Origin of the sequence: Hydrocarboniphaga sp., from assembly GCF_028291725.1 — a bacterium.
GTDB lineage: Bacteria > Pseudomonadota > Gammaproteobacteria > Nevskiales > Nevskiaceae > Hydrocarboniphaga.
In genome coordinates this window covers 75,856-92,226 of sequence record NZ_JAQGNT010000022.1, presented here as the reverse complement: position 1 = coordinate 92,226, position 16,371 = coordinate 75,856, and the positions used below count along the sequence as shown (strand labels likewise).

Annotated in this window: 13 protein-coding genes; 12 read left to right on the top strand and 1 reads right to left on the bottom strand. The window is 64.8% G+C overall.

Annotation, left to right across the window (positions count from 1 at the left end; translation table 11 throughout):
• Positions 1-39 precede the first annotated feature (39 nt).
• From JWQ90_RS05775 to JWQ90_RS05720, 12 genes are all read left to right on the top strand, one after another.
• Positions 40-900, top strand: coding sequence for a fumarylacetoacetate hydrolase family protein (locus tag JWQ90_RS05775; RefSeq protein ID WP_299690614.1), 861 nt, complete (start codon positions 40-42; stop codon positions 898-900).
• Between the two features lie 49 nt (positions 901-949).
• Positions 950-2,065 (top strand): amidohydrolase family protein, encoded by a 1,116-nt coding sequence (locus JWQ90_RS05770; RefSeq protein WP_299690611.1) that lies wholly within the window; start codon positions 950-952, stop codon positions 2,063-2,065.
• Positions 2,062-3,228, top strand: coding sequence for a hypothetical protein (locus JWQ90_RS05765; protein ID WP_299690608.1), 1,167 nt, complete (start codon positions 2,062-2,064; stop codon positions 3,226-3,228). Before JWQ90_RS05770 ends, JWQ90_RS05765 begins: the two co-directional genes overlap by 4 nt.
• 223 nt (positions 3,229-3,451) lie before the next feature.
• Positions 3,452-3,886 (top strand): zinc ribbon domain-containing protein, encoded by a 435-nt coding sequence (locus JWQ90_RS05760; RefSeq protein ID WP_299690605.1) that lies wholly within the window; start codon positions 3,452-3,454, stop codon positions 3,884-3,886.
• Complete coding sequence (locus tag JWQ90_RS05755) at positions 3,887-5,572, top strand: AMP-binding protein (protein ID WP_299690602.1); 1,686 nt, start codon at positions 3,887-3,889, stop codon at positions 5,570-5,572. It begins immediately after the preceding gene.
• Entirely contained in the window at positions 5,569-6,024 is a 456-nt protein-coding gene (locus JWQ90_RS05750) for an OB-fold domain-containing protein (protein ID WP_299690601.1), read from the top strand. Before JWQ90_RS05755 ends, JWQ90_RS05750 begins: the two co-directional genes overlap by 4 nt.
• A gap of 134 nt (positions 6,025-6,158) precedes the next feature.
• Positions 6,159-7,364: a thiolase family protein gene (locus JWQ90_RS05745; RefSeq protein WP_299690598.1), complete on the top strand. Its 1,206-nt coding sequence runs from the start codon at positions 6,159-6,161 to the stop codon at positions 7,362-7,364.
• Positions 7,365-7,377: 13 nt separating this feature from the next.
• Positions 7,378-8,499, top strand: coding sequence for an amidohydrolase family protein (locus tag JWQ90_RS05740; protein ID WP_299690595.1), 1,122 nt, complete (start codon positions 7,378-7,380; stop codon positions 8,497-8,499).
• A 21-nt stretch (positions 8,500-8,520) separates the two neighbouring features.
• Complete coding sequence (locus tag JWQ90_RS05735) at positions 8,521-9,708, top strand: amidohydrolase family protein (protein ID WP_299690592.1); 1,188 nt, start codon at positions 8,521-8,523, stop codon at positions 9,706-9,708.
• A gap of 8 nt (positions 9,709-9,716) precedes the next feature.
• Positions 9,717-11,036, top strand: a complete 1,320-nt coding sequence (locus JWQ90_RS05730) for an MFS transporter (protein ID WP_299690589.1) — start codon at positions 9,717-9,719, stop codon at positions 11,034-11,036.
• Positions 11,037-11,177: 141 nt separating this feature from the next.
• Complete coding sequence (locus tag JWQ90_RS05725; protein WP_299690586.1) at positions 11,178-12,188, top strand: DUF2889 domain-containing protein; 1,011 nt, start codon at positions 11,178-11,180, stop codon at positions 12,186-12,188.
• A gap of 274 nt (positions 12,189-12,462) precedes the next feature.
• Positions 12,463-13,224: an alcohol dehydrogenase catalytic domain-containing protein gene (locus JWQ90_RS05720; RefSeq protein ID WP_299690583.1), complete on the top strand. Its 762-nt coding sequence runs from the start codon at positions 12,463-12,465 to the stop codon at positions 13,222-13,224.
• A 124-nt stretch (positions 13,225-13,348) separates the two neighbouring features.
• On the opposite strand, the gene JWQ90_RS05715 is transcribed toward JWQ90_RS05720, so the two are convergent.
• Positions 13,349-15,979, bottom strand: coding sequence for a TonB-dependent receptor (locus tag JWQ90_RS05715; protein ID WP_299690580.1), 2,631 nt, complete (start codon positions 15,977-15,979; stop codon positions 13,349-13,351).
• Between the last annotated feature and the right edge of the window lie 392 nt (positions 15,980-16,371).

The window sequence follows — 16,371 nt, the reverse complement described above, 5'->3', positions numbered from 1 at the left end:
TGGAGATCCTTAGTAGAAGCGGCCACGAGGTCGACACTCATGAAGATCTGCCGGTATCAGGATGTCTCGGGCGGTCCGATCCGAATCGGCATCGTCGAAGGCGACACCGTGCGCGACGTCTCCGCCGTCGCCGAAACGCTGCCCTCACTGCGCTGGCCGCTGCCGCCGGGCGATCTGTTCATCACCCATCTCGGAGCACTTCGTCCGCAGATGCTCGAACTCGCACGCGGCGCCAAGCCGGTGCCGCTGGCCAGCGTGCTGCTGAAATCACCGGTGGCGAATCCCGGCAAGTTTGCCTGCGGCGCCGGCAATCACACCGATGTACTGGCGATGGGCGGCCATCCACGCAAGCTCGGCCTGCTGTTCAAGATGACCAGTGCGGCGGCCGGTGCGTCGGATGGCGTGACGCTGCGCTGGCCCGAGCGCGTGACTTTTCATGAGATCGAGCTGGCCATCATTATCGGCAAGCAAGGCACCGAAATCCCGGCATCCGAAGCGCTGAACTACGTCGCCGGCTACGCCATCGGCCTGGACATGACGATGCAGGGCAAGGAGTTCCCGAGCTTCGGCAAGTCCTTCGACAGCTACGGTGTGATCGGGCCGTGGATGGTCACGGCCGACGAGATTCCCGATCCCTCACAGCTGTCCTACCTGCTCAAGGTCAATGACGAAGTACGCACGCAGGATTCGACCGGCCGGCTGGTGCTCGGCGTGCCGGAGCTGATCGAGCACGTGGCCTCGATCATGACCTTGTATCCCGGCGACGTGATCTTCTCAGGCACACCGCCCAAGAGTCTGGGCCCGGTGCGCCCCGGCGACGTGATGTATGCGCAGATGGATCGCATCGGCGAAATGACGGTTGCCGTGCGCGGCGGCCCCGGCCGCAAGACGCCGGAATAAAAAACAGCAGCGGGCACCCATGCCTGCGCACGGATGTGAGGAGAGCTTCATGAATTTTGTCTTCAGCGCCGACGGCCACGTCGTCGAACCGAGCGATCTGTTCGAGACGAAGCTTTCACCCTCGCTGCTGCGCCACGGCCTGCGCACCGAAAAGCGCGACGGCCTGTTGCTGTCCTACGCCGGCGAGCACATCACCGGCCGGCGTCCGCTCGACATGCCGCCACGCCTCGGCCCCGACGGCGAGCCTTTCGGCCGCCCGGACCGGCGCGGCAATCGCGAAGTCGGACCGCGCCTGGCCGACATGGCGCTGGACGGTGTGGACGCGGAGATCGTGTTCCCGAGCCTGGGCCTGACCGCGTTCATGATCGAGAATCCCGAGGCCGAGCTGGCGACCGCGCAGGTCTACAACGACTGGCATCACGGCCTGCTGAAGGACCATCGCGAGCACTTCGTGCGCTGCGGCATCCTGCCGGTGCGCGATGTCGCCAATACCGTCGCCGAAATGAAGCGGCTGGCCTCGCTGGGCTTCACCGCGGCGATGCTGCCGAGCCTGATCGACGCCGAATCCCGGCTGCCCACCTACAACAGCGAAGCCTGGGACCCGGTGTTCGCCTGCGCGCAGGGCCTGGGCATGGTGATGGCCCTGCACACCGGCACCGGCCGCTACAACGTGCGCAGCTTCAAGGGCGCCGGCGGTGCGGTGATGAATCACGCCATCCAGTCCTGCGACGGCATGGTCACGATCATGGCAATGGTCTCGGGCGGGCTGCTGGACCGCTTCCCCAAGGTGCAGGTCTGCGTGATCGAAGGCGGCGCCAGCTGGCTCGCCGCACTCGCCGAGCGCATGGACGAAGTCTACGAAGCGCATGCGAGCTTCGTGTCACCCAAGCTGTCGCTGAAACCCAGCGAGATCATCGCGCGCCAGGTGCATTGCAGTTTTCAGTACGACCGCGCCTGCATCATGGCGCGCTCAGTCACCGGCAGCGCGGCGCTGCTGTGGGGCGCGGACTATCCGCACCACGAGGGCACCTTCCCGCGCTCCAGGCAGGTGCTCGCGCATCTGTTCGACGGTATCGACATCAGCGAGCGCGACAAGGCGGACATCGTCGGCCTCAACGCCGCGCGCCTGTTCCGCCTGCCGCATCCTGCGGTTCTCGCGCAATGAGTGCAAAAAGCGAAGCTGCGATCGTCGGCGTCGGCGCGACGCCCTATTACTATCGCGGCACCTCTGCTCCGCAGACGGTGCCCGAGCTGATCGGCAAAGCAGTGTTCGCGGCACTGGCCGACGCGGGCCTGACGATCAAAGACGTCGATGGCTTCGCCTTCTTCGCCTATGGCTTCGATCCGGGCAGCTTGATCGAACAGCTCGGCATCGAGCAGCTGACGTTTTCGCACATCGTCTCGGGCTACGGCGGCGGCATGGCCGGCGTGCTGGACCTAGCCTCGATGGGCATCGAAACCGGCCGGGCCAAGACCATCCTGTGCATCGGCGCGATGCAGCAGACCGGCCGCCGCGTCGGGCAGTCGCTGAACATGCTGGGAGCAAACCCCGACGGCGTGTTCCACGCGCTCGCCGGGCTCTCCGGGCCCGGGCAGGCGCTGGCGCTGTCGGTGCGGCGGCACATGCATCTCTACGGCACCCGGCGCGAAGCTTTCGGTGAAGTGGTGATGGCCTCGCGCGCTGCGGCTGCCACGCGCGAAACCGCGCTGCGCCGCAAGCCGCTGACGCTGGATGAGTACATGGCCTCGCCGATGCTCGCCGATCCGCTGTGCCGGCTCGATTTCTGTCTGGAGACCGACGGCGCGCTGGCCTTCGTCGTCACAAGCAGCGAACGCGCTGCCGATCTGAGGCAGCGTCCGGTCTATATCGCCGGCGCCGCACAGGTCGCCACGCGCAACTGGGGCCGGGCCTTCTTCTGGCTCAACCAGCCGGAGCCGGAGTTCGTTTCCGCCGGCGCGACCGCCGTGGCCCAGCGTCTCTACGAGACGAGCGGAATCGGGCCGAAGGATATCGACGTCGCGCTGATCTACGACCATTTCTCGCCACTGGTGATCATGCAACTGGAGGACTACGGCTTCTGCAAGCGCGGCGAAGGTGGCCCGTTCGTCGAAAGCGGCGCGATCCGGCAGGGTGGTTCCATTCCGGTCAATCCGCACGGCGGGCATCTGTCGGAAGGCTATGTGGTCGGCATGACGCATATCCGCGAAGCGGTCGAGCAACTGCGCGGCACTGCGGTTAACCAGGTCAAGAATGCGAAGACCGCGCTGGTCACCGGCGGGCCTGCGCCGGTTCCGATGACGGCGGCGATCCTGAGGAACGAACGATGATATCGCTCGGCATGCGCCGTCATTCCCGCGAAAGCACACGGCTATGCGGAATGGCTTCGGCCGCACCCTCCTCCCGTTCGCACCGAGTAGCCTCATCGCGCAGCGATGCGGCGTATCGAGGTGTCCGCACCGGCGGCTCGGCTGTCTCGATACGCGACGCTTCGCGTCGCTACTCGACACGAACGGGTAGTGGACTGGACTCGACTGCATCGAGGAACCCGCGATGAGCGCGCGCAGCATCTGCCCTGATTTTTCCGCGCTGGAAGTGCCGATGGACCACTGGAGCGAGCCGTTCTGGCGGGCCGCCGAGGAGCACCGGCTGCTGGTGCCGCGCTGCGGTGCCTGCGGCACTTTCCGCTGGCCGTCCGGGCCGTTTTGTTCGCAATGCCAGTCGCAGAACGTCGAATGGCTGCCGCCGGGACAGGGGCGCATTTATTCCTTCACGGTGCTGCCGGTGCGTGGCGACGGCGAAGCGGCGCCACCGCAGTTCCGCATTCCCGCGCTTGTCGTGTTCGACGAGGCGCCGGGTGTGCGCCTGGTGTCCTCGCTGGTCGATGCGCCGGCCGCAGCGGTGGCGATCGACGCGCTGGTGGAAGTCGACTGGCTCGCCGCCGCGAATACCACCGTGCCGGTGTTCAGGCTCAGAGGAGAATCCTGAATGACGAACGAGATCAGCTGGATCAAGGCTGACGAAGCAGGCAAGCGCGCGCTGGCGGCGGCACGCTCGCGCACGATGTGGCAGGCGATTTCGGATGCAGCGGCGCTCGACCCCGACCGTGTCGCGCTGGTGGCGGCGGACGATGCGGGCAACATCCAGCGGCTCACTTATGGCCAGCTGCTGACGCGCGCACGCAACTTCTCCGCCGGGCTCGCCAGCATCGGCGTGCAGCGCGGCGACCGCGTGGTGCTGTGGATGACCAACCGGCTGGAATGGATCATCTCCGCGTTCGCCGCAGAGCGACTCGGCGCCGCGGTGGTGCCGATCAACACCTTCCTGAAACCCGTCGAGATCAAATACTGCATCGCCCAATCGGGCGCGCGTCACCTGATCATGCTCGACCGCTTTCGCAAGCTCGACATGCCGCAGATGCTCGCGGAGATCGGTCCGGCTTTTGCCGATACGGCCGAGCCCGGCTCGCTGTTCGCGCCCGAGTTGCCGGATCTGCGCAACGTCGTGATGTTTGCACGTGAGAACACACGACATCCCGGCACTTTCGATTGGGACGAACTGGAAGCGGTCGGTGCCGTGGGCAATAGCGAATGGCTTGCGGTCGCCGACGACATGGCCCGCGCCGTGACACCCGACGACCTGCTGATGGTCAAGTACACCTCCGGCAGCACCGGCTTTCCCAAGGGCGTGATGCTGCAACAGGGCGGCTTCGTCGCCGTCGGCCTGCTGCACGGACGGCGCTGCGACATGCGCCGCGAGGACATCTACTTCTCGATGATGCCGTTCTTCCACGCCGGCGGCAGTATCTACGGGCAGATGAGCATGCTGCCCATCGGCGGCACGCTGGTGTTCACCGAGGCCTTCGACATCGCGCTGGCGATTCGTCTGATGCAGCAGGAGCAGCCGACGATCTTCGTCAGCGTGCTCGGCAAGGAAGTCGTGATGGAGGCCCACGAGCGCGGCATCCGCTTCCCCTCGGTGCGACTGGGGCATGCGCACAACGAGGCGGCGAAAGTCGTTTTACCCAGCGCGACATTTTCGTTCTCGCCTTTCGGCCTCACCGAAACCTACGGCCCGGCCTCGCTGACCGGGCCGGACGATCCGCTCGAAAAACAGCTGACAACCGGCGGCCGCCCGCTGCCGGGCAACGAAATCCGCGTGGTCGATCCGCAGACCGGGCATGACGTCGCGCCCGGCGAAGTCGGCGAAGCCTGGGTACGCGGCAACATCATGCCCGCCTATTGGAACAAGCCCGAGGAGTCGGCACGCGCGATCGACGCCGAAGGCTGGCTGCACAGCGAGGATCTGGTCACCGTCGATGCCGAAGGCTACATCCGCTACGTCGGCCGCCTGAAGCTGATGGCGAAAGTCGGCGGCGAAAACGTGTCGCTGGAAGAGGTCGAGAACGTCATCAAGGCCCACGAGGCGGTGACGCATTGCGCCGCAGTCGGCGTCGCCGATCCGCGCAAGGTCGAGGCGGTGCGTGTCTACGTCATCCAGCGCACCGACGTGCGCATCTGCCAGAAGGATTTGCAGCTCTGGCTGAAGCCGCGTCTGGCGCACTTCAAGATGCCGCGCGAAATCCTGTTCGTCGACGACCTGCCGCGTCTCGCCAACGGCAAGCTCGATAGGCTCGCGCTGTCACAGTGGGCCAAGCGGGAGATCGCGGCGTGACTTCCGAAGCGCTCTCCGACGAAGCCGTTTTCGCCGCGTTTCCCGGCGTGTTGATCGACCGCGACAACATCGCGCACTACCGCGGCATCATCGCCGGCAAGCTGCTGATCAATCGCTGCAGCGGCTGCGGTTATTGGGTGTATCCACACAGACCTTTGTGTCCGCAGTGCCTGTCCTGGGACGTGCAAGCCACCGAAGTCAGCGGCCGTGGCAAGGTCTTCATGTTCACGCTGATCCAGCAGCAGCGCGATCCCAACAACCGTCTGCGCGAGCCGATCATCGCGGCGGCCGTCGAGCTGGTTGAACAGAACGGCTTGCGCTACCTCGCGCGCATCGTCAACTGCCTGCCTGACGAGGTCAGGCCCGACATGCCCGTACAGCTCACGTGGATAGCGCACGAAGGACAAGTGAGCATGCCGGCCTTCGAGCCGATGCCGGCGTGGGAGGGCTGATGTCGATGGCGTATATACCTCTCGTAGGGCGGGTCATGACCCGCCGTTTTGATTTCGCGCATCGGCGGAGCGAAAGCGGCGGGTCGCGACCCGCCCTACGGTGCTCGTCCCTCGCATTGGATCGGGGCTGACCGATGGCCAGGAACCCACTCAAAGACCAGATCGCCGTCGTCGGCGTCGGCTCCACGCCCTATGCTCGCGACTCGCAGCGCACAGCACTGTCGCTCGGCCTCGAAGCCGCACTCAAGGCGATCGAGGACGCCGGCATCCACCGGCAGGAAATCGACGGCATCTGCGGCTCCGGCATGGACCCGCTGGCGATGGGCGGCGCCGGCTTCCTGTCGCTGCAGGGCGCGCTCGGCATCGACAAAACCACCTGGTGCAAGAACGGCTGGCTCGGCTCCAGCTTCGTCTTCGCCGCCGAGGCGGTGTTCTCCGGCCTCTGCGATATCGCGCTGGTGGTGCAGGTTTCGATGCGCGAAGTGCTGATGTCGCGCTCGGCCGCCAGCGATCCGTTCCGGCTGCGCGCGGCGCAGAAGAAGATGGGCAGCGGACTGTTCACTGAGAACGATTTCGCACGCCGCTGGATTCACTCCGGCGAGCCGTATGCGGGCTGGATGGGCCGCTACATGCACGACTTCGGCGTCAACAAGGATGCCTTCGGCCTGATGGCGGTGAACAACCGCAGCCACGCGCTGCGCAACCCGAACGCTTTGCTGCGTACGCCGATGACGCTCGACGACTACCACGCCTCGCGCATGATCTGGTCGCCGATGCAGATGCTGGACATGGACGTGCCGGTGGATTGCGCCGAGGCCTTCATCATCACCACCACCGAGCGCTCGCGCGATCTCAAGCAGAAATCTGTCTACGTCGATTCCATGTCGCTGGGCGGCTCGCGCGTCGGCGAGTTCTACGAGAACACACTGGGCTGGACCGACAACGCATTCTGGGTCTGCCTGGAAGGCCTGTGGGCGCGCAGCGCGCTGACCGTCGAGGACGTCGATCTGTTCTATCCCTACGACGGCTACACCATCGATGCGATTGCGACGACGGAGGCTGCGGGTTTCTGCAAACCGGGTGAAGCCGGCGAGCTGTTCAAGTCTTCATGGGATACGCGCAACAGCATTCTCAGGCTCAACGGCGGACGCACCCTGGTCACCACGCATGGCGGCGGCCTGTCACAGGGCCGCGCGGGCGGTGCCAACTTCTACACCGAAGCCGTGCGCCAGCTGCGCGGCTTTGAAGGTGATCGCCAGATCGGCGGTGCAAAAAACGCACTGGTCTGCATCGGCAGCTTTTTCCACGACCCGTCCGCCGTGATGTTGCGGACCGATTGATCAGGAGTCAGACATGACATTCGTCTTCAGCGCCGACGGCCATATCGTCGAACCCTCCACGCTGTTCAGCGAGGGCCTGCCGCCGTCGCTGCGTCCTCTCGGACTGCGCATGGAAGTGCGCGACGGTTTCATGCTGCTGATGGCCGGCGACAAGATCACCAGCCAGAAAGCGATGAACAAGCCCGCTCCGAAAATGGGACCGGACGGCGAGACTTTCGGCCGCGCCGAACGCCGCGGCGGGCGCGAAATCGCCGGGCGCCTGCTCGACATGGAGATGGAAGGCATCGACGCCGAAATCATGTTCCCGTCGCTGGGCCTGAGCGCCTTTCTGATCAAGAACGCGGAAGCGGAGCTGGCGACGGCGCAGGTCTACAACGATTGGCTCAACGGTCTGCTGTCGCCGTATCCGAAGAAGTTCGTGCGCTGCGGCATCCTGCCGGTGCGCGACTTCGGCAACACCGTGGCCGAGATCAAGCGGCTCGCCGGCCTGGGCTTCACCTCGGCGATGCTGCCGAGCCTGATCGAGGTGAATTCCGGGCTGCCCTTGTACAGCAGCGAGGAATGGGACCCGGTGTTCGCCGCGGCACAGGAACACGGCATCGTGTTCGCCTTGCACACCGGCACCGGCCGCGACGACGTGCGCAGCCATCGTGGCCCCGGCGGCGCAGTGATCAACTACTCGCTGCAGGCCTGCGACGGCATGCTGACGATCATGCAGCTGGTCGCCGGCGGCGTGCTCGATCGCTTTCCGGGCGCGAAAGTCTGCGTGATCGAAGGCGGCGCCAGCTGGCTGGCCGCGCTCGCCGAACGCATGGACGAGGTCTACGAAGCGCATCACGTCTTCGTTCGCCCGAAGCTGTCGCTGACGCCGCGCGAAATCATTGCGCGCCAGGTCGCCTGCTCCTTCCAGACCGACCGTGCCGGCATCATGTCGCGCTCCGTCACCGGCACCCAGTCGCTGATGTGGGGCTCGGATTATCCGCATCACGAAGGCACTTTCCCGCGCTCGCGCGAAGTGCTCGCACATCTGTTCGATGGCATCGACATCAGCGAGCAGGACAAGGCCGACATCGTCGGCGCCAACGCAGGACGCTTGTTCCGCGTCCCGCACCCCGAATTCATTAACGCAGCTTGAGCATCCACAGGACACCTAGCAATGAACGACTCCATCGTAAAGCCGGCCGGCCGCAAAATCATCGACGCCGACACCCATCTGACCGAACCGCATGATCTCTGGACCCGGCGCGCGCCGGCTTCGGTGCGTGACCGCGTGCCGCAAGTGATGATGCACGAAGGCCAGATGTCCTGGATCATCGACGGCAACAAGTCGATCGGCACCGGCGCGCATCCCAACAGCTCCATCCTCAAGGACGGCACCAAAATTCGCGTGCTGGATAACTTCCTGAAACTGAAGTTCGACGACGTGCATCCGGGCTCGTCGTCGGTCAAGGAGCGCATCGCGGTGATGGACGCGGCCGGCATTCATGCGCAGATCGTGTATCCGAATATTCTCGGTTTCGGCGGCCAGGCGTCGGCCAAGGTCGATCCGGCACTGCGGCTGATCTGCACGCAGATCTACAACGACGCGATGGCCGAGTTGCAGGAAGAATCAAAAAGCCGCCTGTTCCCGATGGCGCTGCTGCCGTGGTGGGACGTCAAAGCCGCGGTCAAGGAAACCGAGCGCTGCGTGGCGATGGGCCTGCGCGGCATCAACATCAACTCCGATCCGCACTTTCAGAAAGACGAGAACGGTGCCCAGATCAAGGATCTGGGATCGAAGCACTGGGACCCGCTGTGGGAAGTCTGCGTCGACAAGGACCTGCCGGTGAACTTCCACATCGGCGCGTCGGAAACCTCGATCGACTGGATGGGCCAGCAGGGCTGGCCCTCGCTGCCGCGCGATCTGCGCAGCGGCATCAGCGGTGCGATGCTGTTCTTCAATAACGGCAAGGTCGTGTCGAACCTGATCTATAGCGGCATGCTCGATCGCTTTCCGAAGATCAAGTTCGTATCGGTCGAAAGCGGCGTGGGCTGGGTACCGTTCCTGATGGAAGCACTGGACTACCAGTTGGCCGAAATCGCCGAAGGCAAGAAGTTCGATCTGAAGCCGTCGGAGTATTTTCAGCGCAACTTCTACGCCTGCTTCTGGTTCGAGCAGAAAGACATCTCGCACACGCTGCGCGCCGCGGGCATCGACAACGTGCTGTTCGAAACCGACTTCCCGCATCCGACCAGCCTGTTCCCGATCGAGAACATCGAGGCACGACTCAACGGCCTGACCGAGCAGGAACGCGACAAGGTGCTGAGCCTCAACGCTGCCAAGCTCTACAAGATCAAGGTCTGAGCACTGCCATGACGACTCCCGCGCAAACCCTGGCGGTCACTCCGGCGAATCTCATAGAAGAGCTCAGCGTGACGCATGCAGGGCCTACCGCGGCACAGGAATGGCGCGCTCACTGGCCCCTGGTAGGAGCGGCGATGATGGGGCTGTCGTTCGCCTCGGTGGCCGCCTCTTCGCTCGGTCTGTTCATGGAGCCGCTGAGCCAGGAGTTCGGATGGAGCCGCGCGTCGATCGCCGGCGGCCTGTCGGTGTTCGCGGCGATCGCGGTACCGCTGGCACCGGTGGCCGGCGGCCTGATCGACCGCTGGGGCTCACGCCGGCTGGCGATTCCGGGCGTGATCGTCTCGGCCACGATGCTCGCCGCGTTCAGCCTCGCCAACGGCTCCATCGCGCAGTGGCTGATTCTGTGGGCTCTGTATGCGCTGGCAGCCGTGTCGATCAAGGCGCCGGTGTGGACCACCGCGGTCACCGGCAACTTCTCCGCCGGACGCGGCATGGCGCTGGCGGCAACGCTCTGCGGCACCGCCGTCGCGCAGACGCTGTCGCCGATCATCACGCAGTACCTGATCAGCACGCAGGGCTGGCGTACCGCCTACGTCTGCCTGGGATTCGGCTGGGGCGCGGTGGCGCTGGTGTTCATCCTGCTGTTCTTCTTCGACGCGCGCGACCGGCTGCGACAGCAACCGGCCGCGGCGAGAGCCGCCGCTCCGGCGGCGGTGGCGCTGCGCGGCCTGAGCCTGCGCGAGGCGCTGCGCAACCCGGCGCTGATCCGCATCGCCGTCGCCACGCTGACCACCAACATCCTGGTCGGCGGCATCCTGATTCACCAGGTGCCGCTGCTGAAGGAGCATGGGCTGACCGCGACCGTCGCCGCGGCCGTCGCCGGATCGGCCGGCATCGCCAGCCTCTGCGGCAAACTGTTCAGCGGCTGGCTGCTGGACCGCTGGCACGGCGCCAGGATCGCCAGCATCAGCCTGTCCTTGCCTGCATTGGCCTGCCTGCTGCTGCTCAACAGCGCGGGCTCGTCGATGCTGGCGATGGCCGCCGTGATAGCGCTCGGCTACACCACTGGAGCGCAGATGCAGCTGTGTGCCTATCTGACCGGCCGCTACGGCGGGCTGCTCAGCTTCGGCAAGATCTTCGGCCTGATGTCCGGCCTTACTGCGCTCGGCATCGGCATCGGGCCGGTCGCGGTCGGCCTGGTGTTCGACCGCGTCGGCAGCTATTCACCGGTGTTGATCGTCGGCGTGCCCACGGCCCTGCTCTGCGGCCTGCTGCTGGCGCGGCTCGGGCCTTATCCGGACTGGACTTCGGCGCGTCCGGTACGATGACAGTGTGATGCTGCTATCCATGAATGCCCTTTTCACCTGCCGTCATTCCCGCGAAGGCGGGAATCCAGCGGCGGACAGCGCGGCGCTTCATTTTCTGGATTCCCGCCTTCGCGGGAATGACGGCCTGGGTGGAAACTCGTTATGGGTCTGATGGCCTCTCCACCGCGACAGTCCGCGGGCGCCGCTCCGCCACGGACGCCCGGCTCGGCGCGCCGCACTTCCAGCATCGACGTCAGCTGGCCCGAGGGCCGCGCGGGCAATGCGCGCATCGTCGGGCGCGCGCGCGACATCGTCACGCCCGCGTCCGGCGGCGCACCCATCGTGCTGGCGGAAGATGCCTTCGAAGCCTGGCTGCAGCCCGATCGCCTGATCGTTTCGATCATCGCGGAGCCGCCGCGTCCTGCACTTTCAGGCCTCACCGGCGAACGCGGCGGCGGTGGCCTGCGCAAAGCCCTGGCAGCCACCGTACCGGAGGAGCGCCGCAATGCCACGCCGCTGTACCTGATTCTCGACGATCTCTCGGGTGCGAGCCTGGTGTCGGGCTGGGCCTGGTCGCAGTGGGACCCGCAGTGGCTCACCACCTCGCGCGTAGCGCTGAAAAACTTCGACCTCGAAAAAGCCTTTCGCGACCGCGCCGGTATCTGCGCCGGCTTTGCCGAAGGCTCCAGCGGCCTCGATGTCGGCACCGACCGCTCCGGCACGCCGACCACCGATCTGCGCAACCCCGACGACCCCGAAGGCTGGCATCGCTACACCGATCAGTCCGGCGCCGTCGGCCTGCGGCGCGCACGCCGCATCGACGTGTGCCTCGACGATGGCCGCATCCTGATCGACTCCGCGTTCCAGGACAGTGCCACCACGCCGCAGGGCGGACGCGCCGTGGTACACGAATACGGCCTGAGCGCGAGCGCCGATGCGCAGTCACTGCAATTGCTGTCGATCGAAGCGCAGCCCTACGTGCTGCCGTTCGTGGAATGCCCGAATGCCACGCTGAGTCTTCCGCGCCTGCTAGGTGTGCCATTGCCCGAGTTGCGTGAAAGAGTGCTGGCAGAGCTGCGCGGCACGGTGGGCTGCACGCATCTGAACGACGCACTGCGCGCACTGGCCGAAGTGCCGGCACTGGCAGACCGGCTCCGGGAGATCCTGCGCTGAGTACGCCATTTCATAACGACGCTGACGTATGAATCCCTTCTCCCGCTTGCGGGAGAAGGTGGCGCGAAGCGCCGGATGAGGGGCTTTGGTTCGAGCCGCGCAAGAAAAGCCCCTCACCCCTGCCGCTCTCCCGCACGCGGGAGAGGGGAGTCGTATACGGGGCGGTATGGGTGAAAAGGATCAATCCGTGAAGCTCTGATCGAGTCCGGCAGGAGCGTATCACCCGGCATCCATCACCGACACATCCATCACCGATCACACAGGTATTGTTCTCATGACGAGCTTCAAGGCGCTTCGCATTCATCAGGCTGGTAAAAGCACCAGCGCGCGCTTCGATCGGATCACGCTCGATGATCTGCACGCAGGCGACTCGCAGAACACCGTCACCATCCGCGTGGCGTATTCCGGTCTCAACTACAAGGATGCACTGGCGGTCACCGGCAAGGGCCGCATCATGCGGCGCTTTCCCTGTGTCGCCGGCATCGATCTGTCCGGCGTGGTGGAATCCAGCGACTCGCCCGCGTTCAAGCCGGGCGACCCGGTGCTGGTCACCGGCTGCTACATCGGCGAAGTGCTGGACGGCGGCCTCGCCGAGTTCGCGCGCGTGCCGGCAGAAGCGGTGGTGCCGCTGCCGGAAAACCTGAGCCTGTTTGAAGCCATGGCATTCGGCACCGCCGGCTTCACTGCTGCGCTGGCGCTGCGCCGCATGCTGGATAACCACCAATCACCGGAGCTGGGACCCATTGCGGTTACAGGCGCGACCGGCGGTGTCGGCGGCATCGCGCTGGGCTTGTTGAAGCGCGCCGGCTTCAGCACCGCGGCGATTACCGGCAAGAAACACCAGGCCGAATACCTGCAGCAGCTCGGCGCCGACCAGTCTGAGCACGCTGATCGCGACGCGCGTCATCGAACTCGACGAGGTGCCGCGCATATGCGCAGAGCTGGTGGCCGGAAGCGCGCATGGGCGCAGCGTCGTACGCATCGCCAACCTGTAAGACCGAAGTCTTGGGGTACATCGCCCTGTCGTTCGATGTGACAGCGTAGCTATCCACGGAAATCACCGGAAGGCGGGATGCTCCCGCCCTACGGTAATACTCGCCTCTGGCAGCCGATCGGGGCGAGCGGCAGCAAGGCCGGACTCGCCCCGATCCACCACTGCATCAGCTGCCGAAGTTCACCCGTACCCGGGCGCCCAGCATCCGCGGCTCGCCGGGAATCTCGGTTTCGAAGCCGAAGGACGTCCAGCTGTTGGTGATGCCGGCGCGGTATTCCCTGTCGAGCACATTGGTTGCGAACAGAGCCGCATCGACGTTGCTGCCGGCAATCGCATTCCAGCCCAGGTTCATGTTCACCAGCGAGTAGGCCGGGATCTCACCGTATGGGTTGGCCGTTGTGCTGGAGAAGTCGGACGTGGTGTGGGCGATGAACTGCGGGCTCTGATAGCTGTAAGTCGCGCCGATCGATATCTGGCCGATGCTGGCATCCAACGGCAGGGTGTAGCTCGCGGTCGACGACAGCTTGTGCTTCGTCGAATACGGCAGCGGGTCACCCTCGAAAGTCGATTGGCTCGCGATGTTGTAGAGATCGGTCGGCGCCGGCACCGGCGCGATCAGCTTCTTCACTTCGGTGTCCAGATAGGCGTAGCTGATGCTGAAGTTCATGCCATGGAAAGGCACCAGCGTGAGCTCGACTTCCGCACCCTTAATTTCCGACTTGCCCGCATTGATGATGGCCGCGTTACCCGACGCACCGTTGGTGCTGCCGAAACCGAACAGCAGCTGCTGATCCGTGAAGTTGTTGTAGAACAGCGCCGCGTTGAAAGTGCCTCGCACCGGAGCACGGAAGCTGCTCTTGAAACCCAGCTCGTAGGTATCGACCTTCTCAGGATCGTAGGTATTGTGCCCGGCGGCCGAGAACGGCTGGACACTGCCCTGGCGATAGCCGCGCGAGTACTTGCCATAGAGCAGCACGTCGTTGATCGGCTGATAGTCCAGGCCCAACACCCAGGTCGGGGCATCGCTGTCCTGGGAATACTCCACGCGGCAGTCGTCCACGCTGGCCACGATCTCCCTGACGCCGTGACCGGAACTCGGGTCTGCGCAATACACCACGGGTGTACGGTAGCTCGGAGCCGGGAAACGCCGCAGCGCGGTTTCGGCAACGCTTTCCGCATGGTCCTTGGTGTAGCGGATGCCGCCCGTGGCCTTGAGCTGATCGGTCAGGCTGTACGTCGACTGCGCGTAAATACCCAGATTGCGAAAGTCGATCGTGCCGATCAGCCAGTTCACGCTGCCGACGCCGATGCCGTTGGGTCTGCCGGCCAGCTGCGCCGCTGCGTCGGCCTTTTGCCCCAGTACGTCGTAGCAATCCAGCGTGCCGGAATTGGTGCAATTGATGTTGGCCGGAGACTGCGCGCCTGCCGGTTCCATGCCCTTGCTCGATTCATAGTAAGCGCCCGCCTGCCACACCCAGCGCCCGTCCAGCTGCGTGCCCTGCAACTGCAGTTCTTCGGTGAACGTGTTTTGAGCGGTGGAGTGATAACCCGGCGGCACCGACGAGGTATTCGAGGCCACCTGATACTGATTGCCGTCCGTTCCCGTCGTGAAGAAATCAGTGCCGAACAGGTCGCCGCGCAAGTCGTTCACCAGCTCGGCATAGCTGATGATGTTCTTGACCGTCAGCGCGTCGCTGGCAAGCCAGGTGCTGGTGTTGATCAGCTGCGAACGGTCGGTACGCGATTGCGCGTTGGGGTTGTCGCTCTGGATGTCGAAGCGGCCATCAGAACCGGATGCCTGCATCGACGCGAGCTGGGCACAGCCGAGTGCACCTGTGGGACCGCGCCGCGGATCGAATTTGGGATTGCAGACAAAAAGCCGCGGCACCTGACCATTGGTATCCGACACGCTGTAGGTACCGATGGTGTAGTTTTCCAGCGATGGCGTGACGTCCCACACCAGGCTGGCGCGCGCTGCCGTGTAGTTGACGTCCTGGAATTTGTCGGGACCTATACCACTGGTGTTGTTGAGATAGCCGTCACGCTCGTTGTGGTCGATGCCGAAACGGAAGCGCAGCTTGTCGCTGATCGGCGTGTTCATGACCGCCTGACTGCGCATCATTCCGTAGTTGCCGAACGACTGCTCGGCATAGCCTCCAACCTCGGCAGTCGGTTTCTGTGGCACGAGCAGGATGGCACCGCCGGTGGTATTGCGGCCGAACAAGGTGCCCTGCGGGCCTTTCAGCACCTGCACGTTCTGCAGGTCGAAGAAGGAGCCGGGGCCGGCGCCATCGCCGCTGGGTGTGCCCGCACCGCTGCCACGCGGTGCCACGACGTCGGCAAAATAGACCGCGACTGAGGGCGTCGTACGGATTTCCTGGCTGAAGCCTCTCAGCGAAAACGCGGCGTTTTCCGTGCCGTAACGTCCGTTGACGGCCAGCGACGGCGTGTACGTGGCCAGATCGCGGCCCGACAGTACGTTGCGGTTGGTCAACTGATCCTGGTTGAACACCGTCATCGAGATCGGCACATCCTGCATGCGCTCTTCCACGCGGCGCGCTGTCACGATGACTTCGGATATGTCGTCGGATGGCGCGCTACGCGGCGTCGATGCGATGTTCCTGGCGGGCGCGGCTTCAGCAGCTGGCGTGACTTCGGCAGCGGGTACTGCCGGGTCCGGTACTGCGGGTGCCGCTGCTGGCGCGGGTTCTGCGTTCTGTGCGGCCACCGGCCCCGTGCTACTCAAGCCCAGCATCACCGCAACATACAAGCCCAGCCTGCAATTTTTTATGCTCATCGTCCTCTCCTCATCAGTTTTTCTTTCGTTTTTTTGTAGCCGCGCCGAGGCCCGCCTTGCACACGAGGGCAGCCGTCAACGCACTCAATCCCCGCCCCGCAGACGCGCCAGCAAAGCACCCGATCGCGGATTGCGGTCAGCAGCCACCTGGGCCGAATGCGATGGGCATCGCTCGGCAGCTCGGGAAACCCCGACTTTTTCCGCGGTAAGTTCTGGTGTTGCCTTGGAGTGGCGCACGACGCATCTGTCGCGCATCCTCGATACCTGATCCCCGGCATGGACTCTCTGAATACGAGAGTCTTCGTTCTGCTTGGGGCCTCCCCCCAGTCGCAGCCCACTATGGGTCACAGGGCCTGGGCCGGCGCGCGGGAAGCGGCCAAACTTCCGTTCGA